Origin of the sequence: Streptomyces sp. NPDC002825 (assembly GCF_040295385.1) — a bacterium.
GTDB lineage: Bacteria > Actinomycetota > Actinomycetes > Streptomycetales > Streptomycetaceae > Streptomyces.
The window spans coordinates 19,711-42,088 of record NZ_JBEOVH010000046.1; the positions used below are offsets into that span (position 1 = coordinate 19,711).

General features: G+C 69.2%; 32 protein-coding genes. 6 read left to right on the forward strand and 26 right to left on the reverse strand.

The annotated features are described in order from the left end of the window. Positions 1-23: 23 nt before the first annotated feature. From rplR to ABT041_RS36315, 20 genes are all read right to left on the reverse strand, one after another. Positions 24-407 (reverse strand): 50S ribosomal protein L18, encoded by a 384-nt coding sequence (gene rplR, locus ABT041_RS36220; RefSeq protein WP_030687809.1) that lies wholly within the window; start codon positions 405-407, stop codon positions 24-26. Positions 408-411: 4 nt separating this feature from the next. Next, positions 412-951, reverse strand: coding sequence for a 50S ribosomal protein L6 (gene rplF, locus ABT041_RS36225; protein WP_351192704.1), 540 nt, complete (start codon positions 949-951; stop codon positions 412-414). 21 nt (positions 952-972) lie between these two features. Next, the gene (gene rpsH / locus ABT041_RS36230) at positions 973-1,371 is read right to left on the reverse strand and encodes a 30S ribosomal protein S8 (RefSeq protein WP_041130779.1); all 399 of its coding nucleotides are present in this window, start codon (positions 1,369-1,371) and stop codon (positions 973-975) included. 220 nt (positions 1,372-1,591) lie between these two features. Continuing rightward, positions 1,592-1,777: a type Z 30S ribosomal protein S14 gene (locus ABT041_RS36235; protein ID WP_003948630.1), complete on the reverse strand. Its 186-nt coding sequence runs from the start codon at positions 1,775-1,777 to the stop codon at positions 1,592-1,594. Between the two features lie 5 nt (positions 1,778-1,782). Further along, on the reverse strand, positions 1,783-2,340 hold the full coding sequence (gene rplE / locus ABT041_RS36240; RefSeq protein WP_086827578.1) for a 50S ribosomal protein L5: 558 nt from the start codon (positions 2,338-2,340) through the stop codon (positions 1,783-1,785). Further along, a complete protein-coding gene (gene rplX / locus ABT041_RS36245; protein WP_015035583.1) occupies positions 2,337-2,648 on the reverse strand; it encodes a 50S ribosomal protein L24 in 312 nt (103 codons plus the stop codon). The genes rplE and rplX overlap by 4 nt, the downstream gene beginning before the upstream one ends. 2 nt (positions 2,649-2,650) lie before the next feature. Further along, positions 2,651-3,019 (reverse strand): 50S ribosomal protein L14, encoded by a 369-nt coding sequence (gene rplN / locus ABT041_RS36250; RefSeq protein WP_003956455.1) that lies wholly within the window; start codon positions 3,017-3,019, stop codon positions 2,651-2,653. Between the two features lie 97 nt (positions 3,020-3,116). Then, on the reverse strand, positions 3,117-3,398 hold the full coding sequence (gene rpsQ, locus ABT041_RS36255; protein ID WP_030208995.1) for a 30S ribosomal protein S17: 282 nt from the start codon (positions 3,396-3,398) through the stop codon (positions 3,117-3,119). Beyond that, positions 3,398-3,622 (reverse strand): 50S ribosomal protein L29, encoded by a 225-nt coding sequence (gene rpmC / locus ABT041_RS36260; RefSeq protein WP_017239580.1) that lies wholly within the window; start codon positions 3,620-3,622, stop codon positions 3,398-3,400. The genes rpsQ and rpmC overlap by 1 nt, the downstream gene beginning before the upstream one ends. Further along, the gene (gene rplP / locus ABT041_RS36265) at positions 3,622-4,041 is read right to left on the reverse strand and encodes a 50S ribosomal protein L16 (protein ID WP_017239579.1); all 420 of its coding nucleotides are present in this window, start codon (positions 4,039-4,041) and stop codon (positions 3,622-3,624) included. The genes rpmC and rplP overlap by 1 nt, the downstream gene beginning before the upstream one ends. Positions 4,042-4,046: 5 nt before the next feature. Then, on the reverse strand, positions 4,047-4,886 hold the full coding sequence (rpsC, locus tag ABT041_RS36270; RefSeq protein WP_015035579.1) for a 30S ribosomal protein S3: 840 nt from the start codon (positions 4,884-4,886) through the stop codon (positions 4,047-4,049). Continuing rightward, on the reverse strand, positions 4,886-5,233 hold the full coding sequence (gene rplV, locus ABT041_RS36275) for a 50S ribosomal protein L22 (protein ID WP_030359020.1): 348 nt from the start codon (positions 5,231-5,233) through the stop codon (positions 4,886-4,888). Before rplV ends, rpsC begins: the two co-directional genes overlap by 1 nt. 42 nt (positions 5,234-5,275) lie before the next feature. Next, entirely contained in the window at positions 5,276-5,557 is a 282-nt protein-coding gene (gene rpsS / locus ABT041_RS36280) for a 30S ribosomal protein S19 (protein WP_015035577.1), read from the reverse strand. 12 nt (positions 5,558-5,569) lie between these two features. Next, complete coding sequence (gene rplB, locus ABT041_RS36285) at positions 5,570-6,406, reverse strand: 50S ribosomal protein L2 (RefSeq protein ID WP_030208986.1); 837 nt, start codon at positions 6,404-6,406, stop codon at positions 5,570-5,572. A 40-nt stretch (positions 6,407-6,446) separates the two neighbouring features. Then, positions 6,447-6,770, reverse strand: coding sequence for a 50S ribosomal protein L23 (gene rplW, locus ABT041_RS36290; RefSeq protein WP_041130775.1), 324 nt, complete (start codon positions 6,768-6,770; stop codon positions 6,447-6,449). Then, a complete protein-coding gene (rplD, locus tag ABT041_RS36295; protein ID WP_041130774.1) occupies positions 6,770-7,420 on the reverse strand; it encodes a 50S ribosomal protein L4 in 651 nt (216 codons plus the stop codon). The genes rplW and rplD overlap by 1 nt, the downstream gene beginning before the upstream one ends. Positions 7,421-7,427: 7 nt before the next feature. Then, the gene (gene rplC, locus ABT041_RS36300) at positions 7,428-8,072 is read right to left on the reverse strand and encodes a 50S ribosomal protein L3 (RefSeq protein ID WP_030687820.1); all 645 of its coding nucleotides are present in this window, start codon (positions 8,070-8,072) and stop codon (positions 7,428-7,430) included. Positions 8,073-8,085: 13 nt separating this feature from the next. Further along, a complete protein-coding gene (rpsJ, locus tag ABT041_RS36305) occupies positions 8,086-8,394 on the reverse strand; it encodes a 30S ribosomal protein S10 (RefSeq protein WP_003948644.1) in 309 nt (102 codons plus the stop codon). Positions 8,395-8,841: 447 nt separating this feature from the next. Further along, positions 8,842-10,083 carry an RNA polymerase sigma factor gene (locus ABT041_RS36310; protein WP_351192711.1) on the reverse strand — a complete coding sequence of 414 codons (1,242 nt, stop codon included), beginning with the start codon at positions 10,081-10,083 and terminating at the stop codon, positions 8,842-8,844. Positions 10,084-10,186: 103 nt separating this feature from the next. Then, positions 10,187-10,549 carry a YciI family protein gene (locus tag ABT041_RS36315; RefSeq protein WP_351192713.1) on the reverse strand — a complete coding sequence of 121 codons (363 nt, stop codon included), beginning with the start codon at positions 10,547-10,549 and terminating at the stop codon, positions 10,187-10,189. Positions 10,550-10,748: 199 nt separating this feature from the next. Here ABT041_RS36315 and ABT041_RS36320 point away from each other — a divergent pair, with 199 nt between their 5' ends. Continuing rightward, positions 10,749-12,722, forward strand: coding sequence for a PIG-L family deacetylase (locus ABT041_RS36320; protein WP_351192715.1), 1,974 nt, complete (start codon positions 10,749-10,751; stop codon positions 12,720-12,722). Positions 12,723-12,816: 94 nt separating this feature from the next. Here ABT041_RS36320 and tuf read toward each other — a convergent pair whose 3' ends face one another. From tuf to ABT041_RS36345, 5 genes are all read right to left on the reverse strand, one after another. Beyond that, positions 12,817-14,010, reverse strand: coding sequence for an elongation factor Tu (gene tuf / locus ABT041_RS36325; RefSeq protein WP_093874538.1), 1,194 nt, complete (start codon positions 14,008-14,010; stop codon positions 12,817-12,819). Between the two features lie 152 nt (positions 14,011-14,162). After that, entirely contained in the window at positions 14,163-16,289 is a 2,127-nt protein-coding gene (fusA, locus tag ABT041_RS36330; RefSeq protein ID WP_041130769.1) for an elongation factor G, read from the reverse strand. A gap of 39 nt (positions 16,290-16,328) precedes the next feature. After that, on the reverse strand, positions 16,329-16,799 hold the full coding sequence (rpsG, locus tag ABT041_RS36335) for a 30S ribosomal protein S7 (protein ID WP_015035567.1): 471 nt from the start codon (positions 16,797-16,799) through the stop codon (positions 16,329-16,331). A 2-nt stretch (positions 16,800-16,801) separates the two neighbouring features. Continuing rightward, positions 16,802-17,173 carry a 30S ribosomal protein S12 gene (rpsL, locus tag ABT041_RS36340; RefSeq protein ID WP_003948652.1) on the reverse strand — a complete coding sequence of 124 codons (372 nt, stop codon included), beginning with the start codon at positions 17,171-17,173 and terminating at the stop codon, positions 16,802-16,804. Positions 17,174-17,918: 745 nt separating this feature from the next. Next, positions 17,919-18,368: a helix-turn-helix domain-containing protein gene (locus ABT041_RS36345; RefSeq protein WP_351192719.1), complete on the reverse strand. Its 450-nt coding sequence runs from the start codon at positions 18,366-18,368 to the stop codon at positions 17,919-17,921. 251 nt (positions 18,369-18,619) lie between these two features. On the opposite strand from ABT041_RS36345, the gene ABT041_RS36350 reads away from it, so the two are divergent. The 3 genes from ABT041_RS36350 to ABT041_RS36360 are packed head-to-tail and all read left to right on the forward strand — an operon-like array spanning position 18,620 to position 19,858. Next, complete coding sequence (locus ABT041_RS36350) at positions 18,620-18,895, forward strand: WhiB family transcriptional regulator (RefSeq protein ID WP_351192722.1); 276 nt, start codon at positions 18,620-18,622, stop codon at positions 18,893-18,895. After that, positions 18,888-19,661 carry a hypothetical protein gene (locus ABT041_RS36355; RefSeq protein ID WP_502976685.1) on the forward strand — a complete coding sequence of 258 codons (774 nt, stop codon included), beginning with the start codon at positions 18,888-18,890 and terminating at the stop codon, positions 19,659-19,661. Before ABT041_RS36350 ends, ABT041_RS36355 begins: the two co-directional genes overlap by 8 nt. After that, positions 19,655-19,858: a MerR family transcriptional regulator gene (locus ABT041_RS36360; RefSeq protein WP_030687838.1), complete on the forward strand. Its 204-nt coding sequence runs from the start codon at positions 19,655-19,657 to the stop codon at positions 19,856-19,858. The genes ABT041_RS36355 and ABT041_RS36360 overlap by 7 nt, the downstream gene beginning before the upstream one ends. 125 nt (positions 19,859-19,983) lie before the next feature. On the opposite strand, the gene ABT041_RS36365 is transcribed toward ABT041_RS36360, so the two are convergent. Beyond that, positions 19,984-20,808: an ATP-grasp domain-containing protein gene (locus ABT041_RS36365; RefSeq protein WP_351192726.1), complete on the reverse strand. Its 825-nt coding sequence runs from the start codon at positions 20,806-20,808 to the stop codon at positions 19,984-19,986. A gap of 322 nt (positions 20,809-21,130) precedes the next feature. Here ABT041_RS36365 and ABT041_RS36370 point away from each other — a divergent pair, with 322 nt between their 5' ends. Continuing rightward, a complete protein-coding gene (locus tag ABT041_RS36370) occupies positions 21,131-21,538 on the forward strand; it encodes a phage tail termination protein (protein ID WP_351192727.1) in 408 nt (135 codons plus the stop codon). A gap of 123 nt (positions 21,539-21,661) precedes the next feature. Beyond that, positions 21,662-22,273 carry a phage tail tube protein gene (locus ABT041_RS36375; RefSeq protein ID WP_030687846.1) on the forward strand — a complete coding sequence of 204 codons (612 nt, stop codon included), beginning with the start codon at positions 21,662-21,664 and terminating at the stop codon, positions 22,271-22,273. Positions 22,274-22,378 lie beyond the last annotated feature (105 nt).

The following is a 22,378-nucleotide window of genomic DNA, read 5'->3' on the forward strand; positions in this document are numbered from 1 at the left end:
TCCGTTAGTCCCGGAACCGGGGCTTAGAACTTCAGCCCGGCTTCGCGGGCGGCGTCAGCCAGAGCGGCAATGCGCCCGGCGTACCTGTTGCCACCACGGTCGAACACGACAGCCTCGACACCGGCGGCCTTGGCGCGCTCGGCGACCAGGGCGCCGACCTGCTTGGCCTGCGCGGACTTGTCACCCTCGCCGCCACGGATCGACGCGTCCAGGGTCGACGCCGACGCAAGGGTGTGACCCTTGAGGTCGTCGATGACCTGAGCGGTGATACCGCGGTTGGAACGCGTCACGACGAGGCGCGGACGCTCCGCCGTACCCGACACGTTCTTGCGGATGCGGATGTGGCGGCGCTTCTTGGCGGCGCCCTTGTAGGCGTCGCCCTTGGCGATCTTCACACCGTATGCCATGGCTTTACTTACCAGCCTTTCCGACCTTGCGGCGGATGACCTCGCCCGCGTACTTGACGCCCTTGGCCTTGTACGGGTCGGGCTTACGCAGCTTGCGGATGTTGGCGGCGACCTCGCCGACCTTCTGCTTGTCGATGCCCTCGACCGAGAACTTGGTCGGCGACTCGACCTTGAACGAGATGCCCTCGGGCGCCTCGACCACGATCGGGTGGCTGTAGCCGAGCTGGAACTCCAGAGCGGAGCCCTTCGCGGCGACGCGGTAACCGACACCGCTGATCTCGAGCGCCTTCACGTACCCCTGGGTCACACCGGTGATCATGTTGGCCACCAGCGTGCGGGACAGGCCGTGCAGGGCCTTGTTCTGACGCTCGTCGTTCGGACGGTTGACGTTGAGCACGCCATCCTCGCCCTTAACGATCTCGATCGGCGCGGCGACGGTGTGGGTCAGGGAGCCCTTGGAACCCTTGACCGTGACCGTGCGGCCTTCGATGGTGACGTCCACGCCGGCGGGAACCGTGATGGGGAGCTTGCCAATACGCGACATTAGCTATTCCTCCGTTCCCGACTACCAGACGTAGGCGAGGACTTCCCCACCCACGCCCTTCTTCTGCGCCTGCTGGCCGGTCAGGAGACCGTGGGACGTGGAGATGATCGCCACGCCCAGGCCGCCGAGAACCTTCGGCAGGTTGGTGGACTTCGCGTAAACCCGGAGGCCCGGCTTCGAGATCCGCTTGATGCCCGCGATGGAGCGCTCACGGTTCGGACCGAACTTCAGGTCGAGCACGAGGTTCTTGCCGACCTCGGCGTCCTCGACCTTCCAGCCCGTGATGAAGCCCTCCTGCTGGAGGATTTCCGCGATGTGAGACTTGATCTTGCTGTGCGGCATCGTCACGGAGTCGTGGTATGCCGAGTTCGCGTTACGCAGACGAGTCAGCATGTCCGCGATCGGATCAGTCATGGTCATGAATTGGCCTTCGGCCTCTCTCGCCGGGGTTTCCAGTGCGCCATCCCTCTCCCCACACAGGGGCGGGACGGGTGCGGCGCGGGGACCTACGGCGTAGTAAGTCGTACGGGCGGCGGACGCCCAACCCCACAAGCCTAAGGCATACGGGGGTGGGCCTCCGCCGACCCAATGCTTACCGAGAGACTCCGGTCATCCCTAACGTCCAAAGGACGAAGGGAAGTTACCAGGAGCTCTTGGTCACGCCCGGCAGCTCGCCACGGTGAGCCATCTCACGAAGGCACACGCGGCACAGGCCGAACTTGCGGTACACGGAGTGGGGACGACCACAGCGCTGGCAGCGCGTGTAGCCACGCACGCCGAACTTGGGCTTGCGGGCAGCCTTCGCGATGAGAGCCTTCTTCGCCATCTCGCTTACGCCTCCTTGAACGGGAAGCCGAGGTGACGGAGAAGGGCACGGCCCTCAGCGTCGTTGGTCGCCGTGGTCACCACGGTGATGTCCATACCCCGGACACGGTCGATCTTGTCCTGGTCGATCTCGTGGAACATGACCTGCTCCGTGAGACCGAAGGTGTAGTTGCCACGGCCGTCGAACTGCTTGGGGGACAGGCCGCGGAAGTCGCGGATGCGCGGAAGCGCGAGCGACAGGGTGCGGTCCAGGAACTCCCACATGCGGTCGCCACGGAGCGTGACGTGCGCACCGATCGGCTGGCCCTCACGCAGCTTGAACTGCGCGATGGACTTGCGAGCCTTGGTGATCGCCGGCTTCTGGCCGGTGATCGTGGTGAGGTCACGGACGGCACCGTCCATGAGCTTCGAGTCACGGGCGGCGTCGCCGACACCCATGTTGACCACGATCTTCACGAGGCCGGGGATCTGCATGACGTTCTCGTACTTGAACTCGTCACGCAGCTTGCCCGCGATCTCCTCGCGGTACTTCGTCTTGAGACGCGGAGTGGTGGTAGCCATCAGATGTCCTCACCCGTCCGCTTGGCAACGCGGATCTTGTTGCCCTCGTCGTCGAAGCGGTAACCGACACGCGTGACGACCTTCTTGCCGTCCTTCTCCACGACCAGCTGGACGTTGGAGACGTGGACCGGAGCCTCGGTCGTCACGATGCCGCCGGCCTGCGAGGGACCGGCCTTGGTGTGCTTCTTGACCCGGTTGACACCCTCGACCAGGACGCGGTTCTCGCGGGGGAAGGCCGTGATGACCTTGCCCTGCTTGCCCTTGTCCTTACCGGTGATGACCTGGACCAGGTCGCCCTTCTTGATCTTCATGCTTACAGCACCTCCGGCGCGAGCGAGATGATCTTCATGAACTTCTTCTCGCGCAGCTCACGGCCGACCGGGCCGAAGATACGGGTGCCACGAGGGTCGCCGTCGTTCTTGAGAATGACAGCGGCGTTCTCGTCGAAGCGGATGTACGAGCCGTCCTGGCGGCGGCGCTCCTTGACGGTGCGAACGATGACCGCCTTGACGACGTCACCCTTCTTCACGTTGCCACCGGGGATCGCGTCCTTGACGGTGGCGACGATGACGTCACCGATGCCCGCGTAGCGGCGACCGGAGCCACCGAGAACACGGATGCAAAGGATCTCCTTGGCACCAGTGTTGTCGGCGACACGCAGTCGCGACTCCTGCTGGATCACGTCTATCTCCTGATTGTCTGCCGGTTCCCGGCCGGGGCTTCAGAAGAAGCCCCGGCCGAGCCTGGCGGAACTGACCCGAGGGAAACCCCTCGAGTAATTACTTGGCCTTCTCGAGGATCTCGACGACGCGCCAGTGCTTCGTGGCGGACAGCTTCCGGGTCTCCATCAGGAGGACGCGGTCGCCGATGCCGGCAGCGTTCTGCTCGTCGTGAGCCTTGAGCTTGTTCGTACGGCGGATGACCTTGCCGTACAGCGCGTGCTTGACGCGGTCCTCGACAGCGACGACGACGGTCTTGTCCATCTTGTCGCTGACGACGAGGCCCTCGCGGACCTTACGAGCGTTGCGCTCGGTCTTCTCAGTCACGTTGCTCTCGCTCATCAGGCGTTCTCCACCGTCTCGATGCCCAGCTCACGCTCACGCATCAGGGTGTAGATCCGGGCGATGTCCTTACGGACGGACTTGAGCCGACCGTGGTTCTCGAGCTGACCCGTCGCCGCCTGGAAGCGGAGGTTGAACAGCTCTTCCTTGGCCTCGCGGAGCTTGTTGAGAAGCTCCTCGTTGCCCAGCTCGCGCAGCTCGGACGCCTTGGTACCGGCCGACATCACAGCTCACCTGCTTCGCGCTTCACGATCTTGCACTTCATCGGCAGCTTGTGGGCCGCACGGGTCAGGGCCTCGCGCGCGATCTTCTCGTTCGGGTAGGACAGTTCGAACATCACCCGACCCGGCTTGACGTTCGCGATCCACCACTCCGGAGAACCCTTACCGGAACCCATGCGGGTCTCGGCGGGCTTCTTCGTCAGCGGGCGGTCCGGGTAGATGTTGATCCAGACCTTGCCGCCACGCTTGATGTGGCGGGTCATCGCGATACGGGCCGCCTCGATCTGGCGGTTGGTCACGTACGCCGGCGTGAGGGCCTGAATGCCGTACTCGCCGAACGCAACCTGCGTACCACCCTTGCTGGCGCCGGAGCGCTTCGGGTGGTGCTGCTTGCGGTGCTTGACCCTACGGGGGATCAGCATGTCGGTCAGGCCTCCGTTCCGGTGCTCTCAGCCGGAGCAGCGGCGGCAGCCTCGGCCTTGGGGGCCTCGGCGGCCGGAGCCGACTGCTGCGGCTTGCGGCCGCGGCCGCCACGCTCGCCACCGCGGCCACCACGGCCGGCCGGGCGGTCGCCAGCGCCGGCGCCACGGGCCGGGCGGTTACCCGCACGGGCAGCGGCGTTCTCGGCGCGGACCTCGGCGATGTTCTTGACGTCGCCCTTGTAGATCCAGACCTTCACGCCGATGCGGCCGAAGGTGGTCTTGGCCTCGAAGAAGCCGTAGTCGACGTTCGCGCGGAGCGTGTGCAGGGGCACACGGCCCTCGCGGTAGAACTCCGAGCGGGACATCTCGGCGCCGCCGAGACGACCGCCGCACTGGATCTTGATGCCCTTGGCGCCGGCCTTCATCGTGCCCTGCATGCTCTTGCGCATGGCACGACGGAAGGAGACGCGCGAGGAGAGCTGCTCGGCAACGGCCTGGGCGACCAGCTGAGCGTCCATCTCGGGGTTCTTGACCTCGAGGATGTTCAGCTGGACCTGCTTGCCCGTGAGCTTCTCGAGGTCGCCGCGGATGCGGTCGGCCTCGGCGCCACGTCGGCCGATGACGATGCCGGGACGCGCGGTGTGGATGTCCACACGCACACGGTCACGGGTGCGCTCGATCTCAACCTTCGAGATGCCGGCGCGCTCCATGCCGGACGTCATCATCCGACGGATGGCGACGTCTTCCTTGACGTAGTCCTTGTACAGCTTGTCGGCGTACCAGCGGGACTTGAAGTCCGTGGTGATGCCGAGCCGGAACCCATGCGGGTTAACCTTCTGGCCCATTACCGGGTTCCTTCCTTGCTGCTGACGACCACGGTGATGTGGCTGGTCCGCTTACGGATCCGGTAGGCACGGCCCTGGGCACGCGGACGGAACCGCTTCAGGGTCGGGCCCTCATCGACGAACGCCTCGCTGATGAACAGCGAAGAGGCGTCCGTGTGGTCGTAGTTGTGCGCGGCATTGGCGATGGCGCTGTCCAGCACCTTGCCAACCGGCACGCTCGCGGCCTGCGGGGCGAAACGCAGGACCGCCTGAGCCTCCGTGGCGTCCATGCCACGGATAAGGTCCACCACACGGCGGGCCTTCATGGGCGTAACGCGGATGTACCGCGCCTGGGCCCTGGCTTCCATGGTTGTCCTTCCAGTGTCTGTCATGGTCATTCCACCCCGCTACTAGCGGCGCTTCGACTTCCGGTCGTCCTTCACGTGACCCCGGAAGGTGCGCGTCGGCGAGAACTCGCCGAGCTTGTGGCCGACCATCGACTCGGTGACAAACACCGGAATGTGGGTCTTGCCGTTGTGCACCGCGATCGTGTGGCCGAGCATGGCCGGGATGATCATCGAGCGACGGGACCAGGTCTTGATGACGTTCTTGGTACCGGCTTCGTTCTGGGCGTCCACCTTCTTGACGAGGTGGCCGTCGACGAAGGGTCCCTTCTTGAGACTGCGCGGCATCTAAACCCGCTCCTAGCGCTTCTTGTTCGTCTTGCGGCGGCGGACGATGTACTTGTTCGAAGCCTTCTTCGGCGAACGAGTACGACCCTCCTTCTGACCCCACGGGGAGACCGGGTGGCGACCACCGGAGGTCTTGCCCTCACCACCACCGTGCGGGTGGTCGACCGGGTTCATCGCCACACCGCGAACGGTCGGGCGAACGCCCAGCCAGCGCTTGCGGCCGGCCTTGCCCCAGTTGATGTTCGACTGCTCGGCGTTGCCGACCTCGCCGATGGTGGCGCGGCAGCGGGCGTCGACGAGACGGATCTCACCGGACGGCATACGAAGGTGGGCCATCGTGCCCTCCTTCGCCAGCAGCTGCACGGAGGCACCGGCCGAGCGGGCGAACTTGGCGCCGCCACCGGGACGGAGCTCGATCGCGTGGATCGTGGTACCGACCGGGATGTTGCGGAGCGCCAGGTTGTTGCCGGGCTTGATGTCCGCGCCCGGGCCGTTCTCGACGCGGTCGCCCTGGGTCAGACCCTTGGGGGCGATGATGTAGCGCTTCTCGCCGTCCACGTAGTGGAGGAGCGCGATGCGCGCGGTGCGGTTGGGGTCGTACTCGATGTGAGCGACCTTGGCCGGCACGCCGTCCTTGTCGTGACGACGGAAGTCGATCACACGGTAGGCGCGCTTGTGGCCACCGCCCTGGTGACGGACGGTCACACGACCGGTGTTGTTACGGCCGCCCTTGCTGTGCAGGGGGCGGACCAGCGACTTCTCCGGCGTGGACCGCGTGATCTCGACGAAGTCGGCTACGGAGGAGCCACGACGGCCCGGCGTAGTCGGCTTGTACTTGCGGATTCCCATTTCTCAGTCCTCGTCCGATTCCGGACGATCCAGACCGCCGTTAGGCGGTCGGACCGCCGAAGATGTCGATACGGTTGCCCTCAGCAAGGGTCACGATGGCGCGCTTGGTGTTGGCGCGCTTGCCGAAACCGGTGCGGGTGCGCTTGCGCTTGCCCTGGCGGTTGATCGTGTTGACCCCGGTGACCTTGACCGAGAAGACCGCCTCGACGGCCTGCTTGATCTGGGTCTTGTTGGAGCCAGGCGCGACGATGAACGTGTACTTGTTCTCGTCCAGCAGGGCGTAGCTCTTCTCGGAGACGACCGGCTTGACGAGAATGTCGCGCGGGTCCGAGAAGGTCTTGCTGGTGACGACGGCCTCAGTCATCAGGCGTCGCTCCCTTCGGTCTCAGCGGTCTGGGGGCCAGACACGAAGGACTCGAGGGCGGCCTGGGTGAAGACCACGTCGTCGGAGACGATCACGTCGTACGTGTTGAGCTGGCCCGGCTCCAGGATGTGCACCTGGGGCAGGTTGCGGGCGGACAGCCACGCGGCCTCGTCGGAGCGCTCGGCGACCAGGAGCAGGTTCTTGCGCTCCGAGATCTTGCCGAACAGCGTCTTGGCGGCCTTGGTGGAGATGCCACCCTCGACCACGCCGGTGACGACGTGGATGCGGGAGTGGTTCGCCCGGTCCGACAGGGCACCGCGGAGGGCGGCGGCCTTCATCTTCTTCGGGGTCCGCTGCGAGTAGTCACGCGGCACGGGACCGTGCACGACGCCACCACCGGCGAACTGCGGGGCGCGGGTCGAACCCTGACGGGCGCGGCCGGTGCCCTTCTGGCGGTAAGGCTTCTTGCCACCACCGCGGACTTCGCCACGGGTCTTGGTCTTGTGCGTGCCCTGACGGGCCGCGGCCAGCTGCGCGACGACGACCTGGTGGATCAGCGGGACGCTGACCTTGGCGCCGAAGATCTCCGCGGGGAGCTCGACGGTCCCGGCCTTGTCGCCAGACGGCGAAAGGATGTCAATGGTGCTCATCGGTTCCTCAAACCCCCTTGGCCGCGGTGCGGACCAGGACGAGGCCACCGTTGGGGCCGGGGACGGCGCCCTTGATGAGCAGCAGACCCTTCTCGGCGTCAACGGCGTGGACGGTCAGGTTCTGGGTGGTCACACGCTCGTTGCCCATGCGACCGGCCATGCGCATGCCCTTGAAGACGCGGCCCGGGGTGGCGCAGCCACCGATCGAACCCGGCTTGCGGTGCACGCGGTGGGCACCGTGCGAGGCCTTGCCACCACGGAAGTTGTGGCGCTTCATCGCACCGGCGAAGCCCTTGCCCTTGCTCTTACCGGTGACGTCGACCTTCACGCCGGCCTCGAAGACCTCGGCGGTGATCTCCTGGCCGAGCGTGTACTCGGAGGCGTCAGCGGTGCGGAGCTCCACCAGGTGGCGGCGCGGGGTGACGTCGGCCTTGGCGAAGTGGCCCTTGAGGGGCTTGTTCACCTTGCGCGGGTCGATCTCGCCGAAGGCGATCTGGACCGACTCGTAGCCGTCGACGTCGTTCGTACGGACCTGGGTCACGACATTCGGGCCGGCCTTGACGACGGTCACCGGGACGACCCGGTTGTTCTCGTCCCAGACCTGCGTCATGCCGAGCTTCTCGCCCAGGATGCCCTTGATGTTCTTAGCCATCTCGCGCGTCACCTCAGAGCTTGATCTCGATGTCGACGCCAGCCGGCAGGTCGAGGCGCATGAGCGAGTCAACCGTCTTCGGCGTGGGGTCGAGGATGTCGATGAGGCGCTTGTGCGTGCGCATCTCGAAGTGCTCGCGCGAGTCCTTGTACTTGTGCGGCGACTTGATGACGCAGTACACGTTCTTCTCAGTGGGCAGCGGCACCGGGCCCGCGACCGACGCACCAGTGCGGGTCACCGTCTCGACGATCTTCTTCGCCGAGGAGTCGATGACCTCGTGGTCGTAGGCCTTGAGCCGGATGCGGATCTTCTGTCCCGCCATGGCTACTAGTAGTCCTTTGTCTCGTAAACGCTCTGGAACCCGGTCGGTTCGCGTTCTCCTCCGACCCACGCGGTCGGGCGTGTCGCGTTCCCTCTACGCAGAAATCCCTAGGGATCTCCCAACCAAGGGGACGCGGTCACCATGACCGCAGGCCGGGGGCAGAACACCCACCGGGTGCCTGGCCGGCACCCCGCTGACGCTTCCCAGAAGATTCCCGTACGTCCGCTCCTGAGAAGGAGCGACGAGTACTGTGGGACTCGCTTCCGGTCCTCCCGACGGGAGGCGCGCAGCATCGGCACTCAACCGAGCAACTTGGACAGTCTGCCATACGGGGCCTTCCGGCCGCCAATCGAGGGCGAAGACTGTACCCCACGTCACGTACGACCATGCGCCGGGGCGCATGCGCCTGTCGTGCGCGCCCCCTCTCCCCCTCGTACGAGGCGCGGCTCACCCCAGGCGCCGGGCCCGCTCCGTCAGATGCCGCCTTTCGGGCGCGCTCGTGGTGTGGCGGGCCGCCTCGCGGTAGGCCGCGGCCGCGTCCTCCTTCTCGCCGAGCAGTTCGAGCAGGTGCGCCCGGGTCGCCAGGAGGCGGTGGTTCCGGGCGAGCCGCCGGTCCTCCGCGAGCCCGTCGAGCAGCTCCAGACCCGCCCGCGGCCCGCGGACCATGGCGACGGCGACGGCACGGTTGAGGGTGACCATCGGGTTCGGCCCGGTGTGTTCCAGGAGCTCGTACAGGGCGAGGATCTGCGGCCAGTCCGTGGCCTCGGCGGAGGCCGCCTCGTCGTGCACGGCCGCGATCGCCGCCTGGAGCTGGTACGGGCCGACCCGGCCCTGCGGCAGGGTGCGGCTGATCAGCTCCACGCCCTCGGCGATCAGGGCGCCGTCCCAGCTCCCCCGGTCCTGCTCCGCGAGCGGTACGAGCTCTCCGTGCGGTCCCGTACGGGCCGGGCGGCGGGCGTCGGTCAGCAGCATCAGCGCGAGCAGGCCCGCCGTCTCGGTGTCCTCGGGGACGAGCCGGTGCAGCATCCGGGCGAGCCGGATCGCCTCCGTGGACAGCTCCGGCGCCGTGAGCTCGTCGCCGCCGCTGGCCGTGTAGCCCTCGTTGAAGACCAGGTACAGCACGTGCCGCACCTCGGCGAGGCGGGCGGTGCGGTCCTCGCCCTCGGGCGGTACGAGGGAAAGACCGCCGTCCTTGATCGCCTGCTTGGCCCGGCTGATCCGCTGTGCCATCGTCGGCTCGGGCACCAGGAAGGCGGCCGCGATCTGCGCGGTCGTGAGGCCTCCGACGGCGCGCAGGGTGAGCGCGATCCGGCTGGGCGGCGACAGGTCCGGGTGGCAGCAGAGGAAGAGCAGGGCCAGCGAGTCGTCCCGGTCGGCGTCCGGAGCGTCGTCGGCGGCGTGCGCGAGGAGCGCGGAGTCCGGGGTGGCGAGCGCGAGTGCGTCCTCGCGGCGCCGGCGTGCCGCCTCGCTGCGCACCTGGTCGACGTACTTCCGGTGGGCCACGGTCAGCAGCCACGCACGCGCGTGCTCGGGGACCCCCTCCTCCGGCCACTGCCGCGCCGCGGCGATCAGGGCCTCCTGGACGGCGTCCTCGCACAGGTCGAAGTCGCCGAACCGGCGGACGAGCGTGCCGAGGACCTGCGGCGCGTACGTGCGCAGCAGGTCCTCGATCTCGCGGGGCCCGGTCACAGCGCCCGGCCCCCTGCCACGCGGACGACGGTCACGGCGGCAGGTCCCCGGCCACGCGGAGCGCCGGCCACGGCAACCGGTCCTCGGCCTTGTGCCACGCCGCTCACACGTCCGCCGCGGACTCGTGCAGGATCGGCCACAGCTCGACGGGCTCGACGTCCGCGAAGGGCATGTCCGCGGCGATCGCCTGGGCCCGCTCCAGGCTGTCGCAGTCGAGCAGGTAGAAGCTGGCCAGGTACTCCTTGGTCTCCAGGTACGGGCCGTCGGTGACCGCGGGAGCGCCGCCCTCGCGCCGCACGAGCTGGGCGGCGGCCGCGTCGGCCAGGCCGTACGCGCCGAGCAGCTCGCCGGTCTCCCGGTACCTGCGGTTGAAGGCCTCCTGCCGGGCGATCGCCTCGGGCCAGGCCTCGGCCGGGAAGGAGTCCCACTTGGCCTGGTTGCCGTAGATCATCGCGACGTACTTCATCTCGGGTGTCCTCCCCGTCCCGCCCGCCCCGGTGGCGCGCTGTCACCCTTCGGTCGGAACCAGGATCGTCCCCTCGACATCCGTGCGCACGTTCCCGAGATCTTTTTCCGGGGATCTTCCCCGGCGGCCCGGCGCGGCGCACAACCGCCTCACTCGCAAATCCGTCTTCCAGTGGACCGATTGAGCGAAAGGCCCTGTCGTGCACACTCCACCCCGTCGGCGGACGGTCCTCGCCGCCGCCCTCGCGGTCACCGCGGCCGCCGCCGGGTGTTCCGTACCGGAGCCGCGCCGGACCGCGCCCACCGCCGATCCGGCGCCGGGCAAGCCGATCGAGGCCGCGCGGGCCCGGCGGGCGCTGCTCCTGCAGTTCTCCGCGCACCCGGACGACGACCTGTACTTCATGAACCCGGACACCCAGCGGCTGCTCGACGCGGGCGTCCCGCTCGTCTCCGTGTACGTGACGGCCGGCGAGCACACCGGCCGCAACCGGATCGCGGGGATGCCCGAGACTCCCCCGGACCGGGCGGCCTACTCCTCCGCCCGCCACCAGGGCCTGCGCCAGTCGTACGCGGTGGCGCTGGGCCTCCCCGCCTTCACCCCCTGGCGGCGGGAGGTCCTGACGCTCCCCGGCGGCCGGCGGGCCGAGATCGACACCCTCGCGCACGGCGACCGCCGGGTCGAGCTGGTCTTCCTCAACCTGCCGATGCACACCGGCCGCCGCTACATGGCCGTGCCAGCCCTCTGGCAGGACCGCGCCCTGGAGCTGCGCACCCATCTGTCGGCCGGCTCCCCCGTCACCCGCGCCGACACCTACGACTACGACCAGCTGATCGACGTCCTCGTGGGCCTGCTCCGCCGCTACCGGCCCACGGTCGTGCACACCCTGGACCCGGACCCCGACATCCAGCTGAGCGAGGAGGCCACCCGGCAGCGGGACTCCGAGCAGCCCGGCTACTCGGACCACGGGGACCACACGGCCGTCGCCTCCTTCACCTGGGCCGCGCTCTGCCGCTGGGTCACCGACGCCGTCCGGGACGGCGAACCCATACCGGCGTTCACGACCACCGCCTTCCGCGGCTACTACAACCGGCACTGGCCCAAGAACCTCCCCCCGGCGGTGCTCCGGGAGAAGGCCGCCCGGCTCGTCCCGTACGGCGGGGACCCCTCCTGGCAGTGCGGCAACCCCTCCGGCTGCGGCGACTACGGCGTCGGCGGCGAGCGGCCGCTGACCAACCGCAAGGGCTGGGTGCGCTCCACGCACCACCGCTGGCCCGGCGCGGCCCCGGCGCTCGCCCGGGAGCCGGACGGCCGGCTCGCCGCGTACGGGGTGCTCGGGCTGCGCGCGGTCCGCTGGCGCGAGTCCGCGCCCGGCGTCTGGGGCGAGCCGGTGGACCTCGGCGGCGGCCCGCTCGCCCCGGCGCTCGGCTCGGCGGTCCTGCCCGACGGCCGTGTCCTGCTCCTCGGGGTGCGGTTCGCCGCGCTCGACGGGCACGGCGGGGCCAACCGGCGCGAGGTGGTGCTCCTGGAGCAGCGCTCCCCCGGCGGCGGCTTCCTCGCCTGGCGGGGCCTGGGGAATCCGGAGCGCCCGGACGACCGGGGCCGGCGGATCGGCGCCCCGGTGGCCCTCGCCACCCCCGACGGCCGGGTCCACCTCTTCGTACGGAACGCCGACAAGGGCGTCTCCACCCGCGTGCGTGCGACGGACGGGTCCTGGTCCCCGTGGCGTCCGCTGCCCGGCGACGCGGAGGTCCAGGACGGACTGGCCGTCTCGGCGGACGCGGCCGGGCGGGTGCACGTGTACGCGGCGGGGCGGGAGTCCGTACGCCACTGGGTGGACGGGGTCCCGCACTCCGCTCCGCTGCCGCTCTCCGGGTCGACGGTGGCGAGCGCGGGCGGCGCGCTCTACTTCCGGGCCCCGGCCGTCGCTCGGCTGACCGGGCCGGCGGGCGACGCCGGTCTCGACGGGTACGGGGACGTGGTCGCCGTCCGGTCCCCGGCGCTCGGGACGGTGCTGCTCGGCAGGGACGAGAAGGGCCGGACGGTCCTCAGGGCCGGCGGCCGGCTCCGTACGCAGAAGAAGGCGGCCGTCTCGACCGCACTCCACGTGGACGCCCGGGGGGCGACGGTCGTGGGCCTCGGCGCGGACGGCCATCCGTGGAGCTGGCGACCGTAGGGACCCCGGGAACGCGAGAAGGCCCCGCACCTTTCGGTGCGGGGCCTTCCCTTACTGCTCAGCAGCTCTTGCGAGCTACCAGGTCAGTTCAAGATCAGGCAGTGATCTTGACGACCTGGCCGGCGCCGACGGTCCGGCCACCCTCACGGATGGCGAACTTGAGGCCCTCCTCCATGGCGACGGGCTGGATCAGCTCGACGGACATGGCGGTGTTGTCGCCCGGCATGACCATCTCGGTGCCCTCGGGGAGGGTCACGACGCCGGTCACGTCCGTGGTACGGAAGTAGAACTGCGGGCGGTAGTTGTTGAAGAACGGGGTGTGACGGCCACCCTCGTCCTTCGACAGGATGTAGGCCTGGGCCTCGAACTTGGTGTGCGGCGTGACCGAGCCCGGCTTGATGATGACCTGGCCGCGCTCGACGTCCTCGCGCTTGATGCCACGGAGGAGCAGACCGACGTTCTCACCGGCCTGGCCCTCGTCGAGCAGCTTGCGGAACATCTCGATGCCGGTGACCGTGGTGGTGGTCTTCTCGGTCTTGATGCCGATGATGTCGACGGTCTCGTTGACCTTGAGGACACCACGCTCGATACGACCGGTGACGACGGTGCCACGACCGGTGATCGTGAAGACGTCCTCGATCGGCATCAGGAACGGCTTGTCGACGTCACGCTCGGGCTGCGGGATGGACTCGTCGACGGCGTGCATGAGGCCGAGGAGCTTCTCGCCCCACTCCTTGTCGCCCTCGAGGGCCTTGAGCGCCGAGACGCGGACGACCGGCAGGTCGTCGCCCGGGAACTCGTACTCGGAGAGGAGCTCACGGACCTCGAGCTCGACGAGCTCGAGGATCTCCTCGTCGTCCACCATGTCGGCCTTGTTCAGGGCGACGACGATGTACGGAACGCCGACCTGGCGAGCAAGGAGGACGTGCTCCTTGGTCTGCGGCATCGGGCCGTCGGTGGCGGCGACCACGAGGATGGCGCCGTCCATCTGCGCGGCACCCGTGATCATGTTCTTGATGTAGTCGGCGTGACCGGGGCAGTCGACGTGCGCGTAGTGACGCGACTCCGTCTGGTACTCGACGTGCGCGATGGAGATGGTGATACCGCGCTGGCGCTCCTCAGGAGCCTTGTCGATCTGGTCGAAGGCCGAGGCCTCGTTCAGGTCCGGGTACGCGTCGTGCAGCACCTTGGTAATGGCGGCCGTGAGGGTCGTCTTACCGTGGTCGATGTGACCGATGGTGCCGATGTTGACGTGCGGCTTAGTCCGCTCGAACTTCGCCTTCGCCACTGGGGTCCTCCTGGAGTGGTTCTGAACGCCTTGCTTCATCGGCGCCAGGTGATCTTTGCTGGGATGCCAGTAAACCGGGGCCCGATCCCTCGGGTTTCGGGGGGCTGGGCCCCGGCGACTGGTGTCAAGCCTAAAGCGTGAACTCGGGAGAGTTACTCGCCCTTGGCCTTCGCGATGATCTCCTCGGCGACGTTCCGCGGAACCTCGGCGTAGGAGTCGAACTGCATCGAGTAGCTTGCGCGACCCGAGGTCTTGCTGCGGAGGTCTCCGACGTAGCCGAACATCTCCGAGAGCGGCACGAGGCCCTTCACGACGCGGGCGCCGCTGCGCTCCTCCATGGCCTGGATCTGGCCACGGCGGGAGTTGATGTCACCGATGACCTCGCCCATGTAGTCCTCGGGCGTGACGACCTCGACGGCCATCATCGGCTCAAGGATGACGGGAGAAGCCTTGCGCGCGGCCTCCTTGAAGGCCTGCGAACCGGCGATCTTGAACGCGAGCTCGGAGGAGTCGACCTCGTGGTAGGCACCGTCGAGAAGGATGACGCGGACGCCAGTCATCTCGTAGCCGGCCAGGATGCCGAACTGCATGGCCTCCTGCGCACCCGCGTCGACCGAAGGGATGTACTCCTTCGGGATGCGGCCACCGGTGACCTTGTTCACGAACTCGTAGGAGGCGTCGCCACCCTCGATGGGCTCGATCGCGATCTGCACCTTGGCGAACTGACCGGTACCACCGGTCTGCTTCTTGTGGGTGAAGTCCACGCGCTCGACGGCCTTGCGGATCGTCTCGCGGTACGCGACCTGCGGCTTGCCGACGTTCGCCTCGACCTTGAACTCGCGACGCATGCGGTCGACGAGGATGTCGAGGTGAAGCTCGCCCATACCACCGATGATGGTCTGGCCGGTCTCCTCGTCCGAGTGGACCTGGAAGGAGGGGTCCTCCTCCGCGAGACGCTGGATGGCGACACCCAGCTTCTCCTGGTCACCCTTGGACTTGGGCTCGATGGCGACCTGGATGACCGGCGCCGGGAAGTCCATGGACTCCAGGATCACCGGGTTCTTCTCGTCGCACAGCGTCTCACCGGTGGTGGTCTGCTTGAGGCCCATGACGGCGACGATGTCGCCGGCGCCCACCGAGTCGATCTCCTCACGCTTGTTCGCGTGCATGCGGTAGATCTTGCCGATGCGCTCCTTCTTGCCCTTGACGGAGTTCAGCACCGCGGTGCCGGCCTCCAGGCGACCGGAGTAGATCCGGACGAAGGTGAGCTTGCCGAGGTGCGGGTCGCTCGCGATCTTGAACGCGAGGGCGGCCAGCGGCTCGTCGTCGGACGGCTTGCGCTTGACGACCAGCTCGGCGTCCTTGACGTCGTGGCCCTCGATGGCCTCGACGTCCAGGGGGGACGGCAGGTAGCGGACGACAGCGTCGAGCAGGGGCTGAACGCCCTTGTTCTTGAACGCGGTGCCACAGAACACGGGGGTGACCGTGGTCTCGCCGCCCTTGCCGGAGGCGATCGTGATACGACGGACCGCGGCGTACAGCTGCTCCTCGGTGGGCTCAGTGCCCTCGAGGAAGAGCTCCATGATCTCTTCGTCGTTCTCGGCGACCGTCTCGACGAGCTTGGCGCGGTACTCCTCGGCCTGCTCGAGCTTGTCCGCCGGGATGTCGACGACGTCGTACATCTCGCCCTTGCTGGCCTCGGCGGACCAGACGAGGGCCTTCATGCGGACCAGGTCGATGACGCCCTGGAAGTCGGCCTCGGCACCGATCGGGAGCTGCATGACGATCGGGGTCGCGCCGAGGCGGTCCACGATCATGTCGACGCAGCGGAGGAACTCGGCACCCGTGCGGTCGAGCTTGTTGACGAAGCAGATACGCGGAACGCCGTAGCGGTCCGCCTGACGCCAGACAGTCTCGGACTGGGGCTCGACGCCGGCCACACCGTCGAACACGGTGACAGCACCGTCGAGCACGCGCAGCGAACGCTCCACCTCGACGGTGAAGTCGACGTGACCCGGCGTGTCGATGATGTTGATCGTGTGATCGACATTCTCGAGCGGCCAGTGGCAGGTCGTCGCGGCGGACGTGATCGTGATGCCGCGCTCCTGCTCCTGCTCCATCCAGTCCATCGTGGCAGCGCCGTCGTGGACTTCACCGATCTTGTACGAAACGCCGGTGTAGAACAGGATCCGCTCGGTGGTGGTCGTCTTGCCCGCGTCGATGTGGGCCATGATGCCGATGTTGCGCACCTTGGCCAGGTCAAGCGAAGTGGTAGCCATAAGGCTTCAGTCTTCTCTCGGTCTCGATGTGGGTTGCGACTACCAGCGGTAGTGCGCGAAGGCCTTGTTGGACTCGGCCATCTTGTGCGTGTCCTCGCGCTTCTTGACGGCAGCACCGAGGCCGTTGGAGGCGTCGAGGAGCTCGTTCATGAGGCGCTCGGTCATGGTCTTCTCGCGACGGGCGCGGGAGTAACCGACGAGCCAGCGGAGGGCCAGCGTGGACGCGCGGCCCGGCTTGACCTCGATCGGCACCTGGTAGGTGGCGCCACCGACACGGCGGGACTTGACCTCGAGGGCCGGCTTGACGTTCTCGAGAGCGCGCTTCAGCGTGATGACCGGGTCCTGGCCGGTCTTCTCACGAAGACCCTCCATGGCGCCGTACACGATGCGCTCGGCGGTGGAACGCTTGCCGTCCAGCAGGATCTTGTTGATCAGCGAGGTGACAAGAGGAGAGCTGTAGACCGGGTCGATGATGACCGGGCGCTTCGGGGCGGGGCCCTTACGAGGCATTCTTACTTCTCCTTCTTGGCGCCGTAGCGGCTGCGAGCCTGCTTACGGTTCTTGACGCCCTGCGTGTCGAGGGAACCGCGGATGATCTTGTAACGAACACCCGGCAGGTCCTTCACACGGCCACCGCGCACGAGCACGATGGAGTGCTCCTGCAGGTTGTGACCCTCACCCGGGATGTAGGCCGTGACCTCGATGCCGGAGGTCAGACGCACACGCGCGACCTTACGGAGGGCCGAGTTCGGCTTCTTCGGGGTGGTCGTGAACACACGCGTGCAGACGCCGCGACGCTGAGGGGAACCCTCGAGTGCGGGCGTCTTGTTCTTCTCGACCTTGTCCTGCCGGCCCTTACGGACCAGCTGCTGGATCGTAGGCACTACTTCTCCGGTTTCTGTGTGCCGTCGGTAAAACTAACCTGGAACATTCGCCGACCCACGCGGTCGGGTGTGTCGAATCTCGCGGACCTCCGCACGGGGCGGAAAAAGCGCGGATCGCGGTGGCCGGTATATGACTCGCCGTGCGGTTGAGGACACGCACGGGAGCCCAGGCACACCCCAGGCACAAGGCTTGAGCGTACCTATCGCATGGACTCCGGTCAAAACAAATGCCCACGCGCACGGGACCCCGGCCGGGGGCGGGCCGGACCGGGCACGGATCGCTCCCGCACGGGGGCCCGGACCTGCCCCGCACGACCTCCGCCGCACGGGCCGGAACCCGGCCGCCCGGGCGGGGCGACGGTCGCCTCCACGCGGGGTGGCAGCCGGGAAGGACCGGCCGACCCGCCCATCCGGGGGTGGCGGGCGATCCGCGCGAGGCGCGGCCAGGGAAGGACCGACCCCGCCCGGCCGCCCGGGCGGGGTGGCGGTCCCGCCTCCGCGCGGGGCGCGACCCGGAAGAACCGGTCGCCCCCGCCACCCGGGCGGGGTGGCGGTCCCGCCTCCTCGCGGGGCGCGACCCGGAAGAACCGGTCGCCCCGGCCACCCGGGCGGGGTGGCTTTCCCGCCTCCGCGCGGGGCGCGACCCGGAAGAACCGGTCGCCCCGGCCACCCGGGCGGGGTGGCGGTCGCCTCCGGCGCCCGGGGACGGCCGGGAGGGACCCGGCCCCGGCAGGGCGACGGGCCGTCAGTCGCGGGCCGTGCGGCGGGGCTCGGCGGTCTCGCCGGGGGCGCCGGCGTCGGTGTCGGGCTCCAGGAACTGGTTGACGACCTTGACGAAGACGCCCATGCGCTCGTCCGGCACGCCCAGCCAGCGGGCGAAGTCCTCCATAGAGGGCTGCCAGTCGCTCGGCGGCAGCAGGTCCGCCGCCATCGGGAGCTCTTCGGGGGTCACGCGGCCGGACCGGATGAGCATGTCGCGGACGGAGACGCCGAGCAGCGGGGCGATCCGGCGCATCGTCTCCAGGTCGGGCATGCTCTGTCGCTGCAGCAGGCGCGTGACGGCCGCGCGGTGGACACCGGCCTCGTCCGCGATCCTGGACTTGCCGCCGCCGCGCGGGCTGTCGATGTCGTAGCCGCGCTGTCTCATCAGGCCTTCGACCCAGCCTGCGAACTCGTCGAGCCCTTGTGTGCTCATGTGTACCGCTCCTCTTTCCCCACCACCGGATCACATACCTTAGCGTGCTTGCGCGCACGGAATTACGTGCTTTCGGGCACGCAATCGTGTCGAATCGGTGAAGGACGGCCCACGGTCCCCCCGTTTTTTGTTGCGCGCTCGCACGCAACGTGTAAGTCTGGCTCGCCGCCGCACTCGTCGGCCCCCTGAGCCCCAGGCGCCCCACCGGCCCCGTGGTCGGCCCGGGCGGGCCCCGGACCGTGGAGAACCCTTTGTTCCATCCCGACCCGTCCCCCTGGCAGGCCTCCGCCGCGTGCGCCGGCCTCTCCCCGTCCGTCGTCTTCGCCCGCCGCGCCAAAGAGGCGGCCCCGGCCCTGCGGGCCTGCGCCTCCTGCCCCGTGCGGACCGAGTGCGAGAAGGCGGTGGCCCCGGCCGAGAGCTACTTCGACGGTGTCTGCGCCGGCCGCCTCTGGCGCAACGGCCGCCCGGCGGACGCGCGGCGCGTGGCGAAGGCCCTGGCGAAGACGGGAAGCGCGTACCGTGACTGACGACACCCTGTCCGCGCGCCCGGCCGGCGAGGTCTCCCCCACGGACCCCGCGGTCGTCCTCGTGCTGCGGGACATCACGCTCTGGACCGCCTCCCTCGTACGGCAGTTCCCCGAACTCTCCGAGGAGCTCGCGCCCGGGCGGCGCGGGCCCGCCGGGACCGCACCCGTCCCCTCCCCCGCCGGCCGTGACGAGCTGATCCGCGAGGAGCGCCGGGAGGCGCTGCTGCTCCAGCAGCGGCACGGGCTCGCCGTCCCCGGCCACGGGGCCGCCCCGATCCGGCTGCACGTCTCCGACGCCATCCGTGACATCACCGACGGGGTGGTGGAGCTGGAGGAGGCGGTGTGCGCCCGGCTCACGCTGCCGCGCCCGCCGCGCGCCCGCGTGATCGACCGGCTCCGCCGCCTGGTGGGGCTGCTCGAACCGATCGCGGCCCATCCGGACCTGGCCCGGCACGTGCGGGACGAGATCCGGCGGATGGCCCGGCGCTGCGCCAGGACGCTCGGCGACTCGGAGACGATCGTGCGGGTCTCGGGCCGCTGCCCCTGGTGCGACTCGGTGTCGCTGCGGGCCTTCCCGGACCGGCGCGCGGTGCTGTGCGTGAACCCGGCCTGTGTGTGCACGGACGAGGTGTGCGGCTGCCAGGACGACCCCGCCTACCGGCACCTGTGGCCGGAGGAGCGGTGGGAGGAGCTGTCGGAGGCGTCGGGGACGCGTACCGAGGAGATCGAGGCGGCGATGGACGACCCGAAGGAGACCTCATGCTGAGCTCGCCCGCACTGCCCACCCTGGTCCCCGGCCCGCTGGCCGCCGAGGAGGCGGGGGTGGCGCCCGCGACGATCCGCAAGTGGGTCCAGCTGGGCCATCTGCGGGCCGCGGGCCGGGCGGGCCGGGCGCAGCTCTTCCGCCTGGAGGACGTCTTCGCGGCGGAACGACTGGCCCGCCGCCGCCCCCGTACCGCCTGACCGCCTGACCGCCTGACCGCCTGACCGCCTGACCGCCTGACCGCCTGACCGCCTGACCGCCTGACCGCCTGACCGCCTGTCATCGAAGCGCCCCGAGTCCGGATCCTCCGGACCGGGGCGCTTCGTCATGCCGCGAGGAAGCGGCGGAGGGAAGCGGTCAGCGCGTCGGCGAAGCGCTCGCGCACAGGCTCGGGCACCCGGTCGAGGGAGAGGTACGGGTTGAGGTCCTCCAGCTCGACGAGGAGCAGCTCGCCGCCGGGGGCGCGGCAGGCGTCGACGCGCTGGATGCCGTGGTCGAGGGTGTTCCAGTCGATGAAGCGGCGGGCGAAGGCGAGATCGTCCGCGGTGGGTTCGTACGGCTCCAGGACCCAGCGGCGCTCGGGGTCGGGGGCGTACAGGGCGTACTGGAAGAGGTCGTCGACGAAGTAGAAGGAGACCTCGTACCGGAAGTCGACGCGCGGCTGGACGAGGACCTCGCCGTACGAGAGGCCGGCGAGGTCCTCGTACGGGAGGAAGCTCAGGCCTATGGAGTCGGCGCCGGCCTTGGGCTTGACCGCGTACTGCTCGGCCCGGGGCAGGCGGTGGAGGTCCTCGGGCCGGTCGACGGTGGGGATGACGGGGTGGCCGGCGGCGGTGAGGTCGAGGAGGTACTGCTTGCCGGCCATGTCGCCGCGGCCGTGGAGCGGGTTGTAGACGCGGGTGCCGCGGGCGAGGGCCTGGTCGCGGAAGGCCTCGTACTGCTGCTGGTAGCCGAGGACCGGGCCGCTGTTGCGGACGACGACGGCGTCGAAGCGGTCCATGAGGGCGGCGGCGTCGAGCGGGTGACAGAGCGCCAGGTCGAAGCTCTCGCGGAGGCGGGCGGTGAGCTGCACGTCCTCGTCGCCGTAGCGCCGGCCCCGGGCCGGGTAGGCGAGGTCGGTCACGTAGAGCAGACGGGGGCGGGCGGACACGGGGCGGCTCCTGGGTCGATGACGGCCCAACCTATCGGGCCCCACGCGCGCCCCACACGACCGCCCGCTCCGACCGGGCCCGGCAGCGGGGTTCCGGCCTCCGGGGGCGCCTGGCGCCGGGGCCTCGGGGAATCCGATCCAGAACTAGTTGCGTGCGCGCACGCTCCCTGTCACAGTTGGTGCAGCGGCGGAGCTGCGCCCGCAGGGCGGGAAGCGGCTCCGCCGTACGCCGTCCGGGAGCGCTCCGCGCCCCCGCCCCCTCCCCCGCGTCGAGCGCCCCGGACGGCGCCCGTCCCGCTCCCCCTTCCCGAGGAGAACCGTCATGACCACTCCCCCGAGTGCGTTCCCGGACGTCGAGAAGCTGGTCGTCGACGTCCTCAAGGCCGACCCGGCGATGGCCGGCGTCACGGTCGCCGTCCAGGCGCCGGCCGGCTTCGACGGCACGCAGAACGCCGTCCTGGTGAACCGCCGCGGCGGCGCCTGGATCGGCGACCTGCACGTCGACAAGCCGCTGATCGAGTTCGAGGTGTACGGCCCGAGCAAGAACGCGGCCCACGTCCTCGCCAACGCCGCCCGGCGCGCCCTGCTCGCCACCATCGGCAAGCAGCTCGGCGCCAACTTCGTCAGCGACGTCGAGGAGCAGGACGGGCCCCGCTGGATGCCCGACTACCTCTACCGCGGCGCCAACCGCTACCTCTGCGTCATCCAGCTCTCGCTGAACGTCTTCTAGCGCCCCGGCGCGCAGGACCCAGCGACCCACAGACCAGGCCTCGCCGTTCGGCGGGGCCTTTGCCGTACCCGGATCCCCTGATCCGGGGCGGTCTTCTCACCCCAACCCAAGGAGAAACCCACCATGGCAGGAAACAACTCCGCCGAGATCCGCGTCGCAGGCATCGGCAAGCTCTACGTCGCCGACGCCGGCACCTCCCTCCCCGCCACCTTCGGCACGGACTCCGCCGCCGACTGGTCCGGCGCGGGCTGGAAGGACCTCGGCTTCACCTCCGGCGACGGCGTCACGTTCTCGAAGAAGGACAAGCTGGAGGCCATCGACTCGTGGCAGTCGGTCTCCCCGGTCCACTACATCTACTCGAGCCGTGACCTGTCGCTGAAGTTCTCGCTGCTGCAGTTCAACGAGGACACGCTGCCGTTCTTCATGGGCGGCGACGCGGTGAAGGCCGAGCCGACCCCGGCGGTCGACACCTACCGGTACGAGATCGCCGAGCGTCCGTTCGCGGACGTCCGCGCCCTCGGCCTGGAGTTCACCGACGTCAAGGCCGGTGGCACGACCGCGGTGAAGTACCGCTTCATCATCCCGCGCGGCCAGGTCACCGCCACCGACGACATCAAGCTGGCCCGCAAGGCGGCCTCCCAGCTGGGCGTCACCTTCACCGCCATGTCGAAGGGCGACGGCAAGCCGCTGGCGACCTTCCTCATGAAGGACAGCCAGTACTCCGCGACCGTCTGATCCTTCTCCACCCGGGGCGGGACGGCGCGGACGATCCGGCCGGCCTCGTCGAAGGCCTGCCGCCATTCGGCGCCCGGGTCGATCTCGTGGAGGATGCGCCGCAGG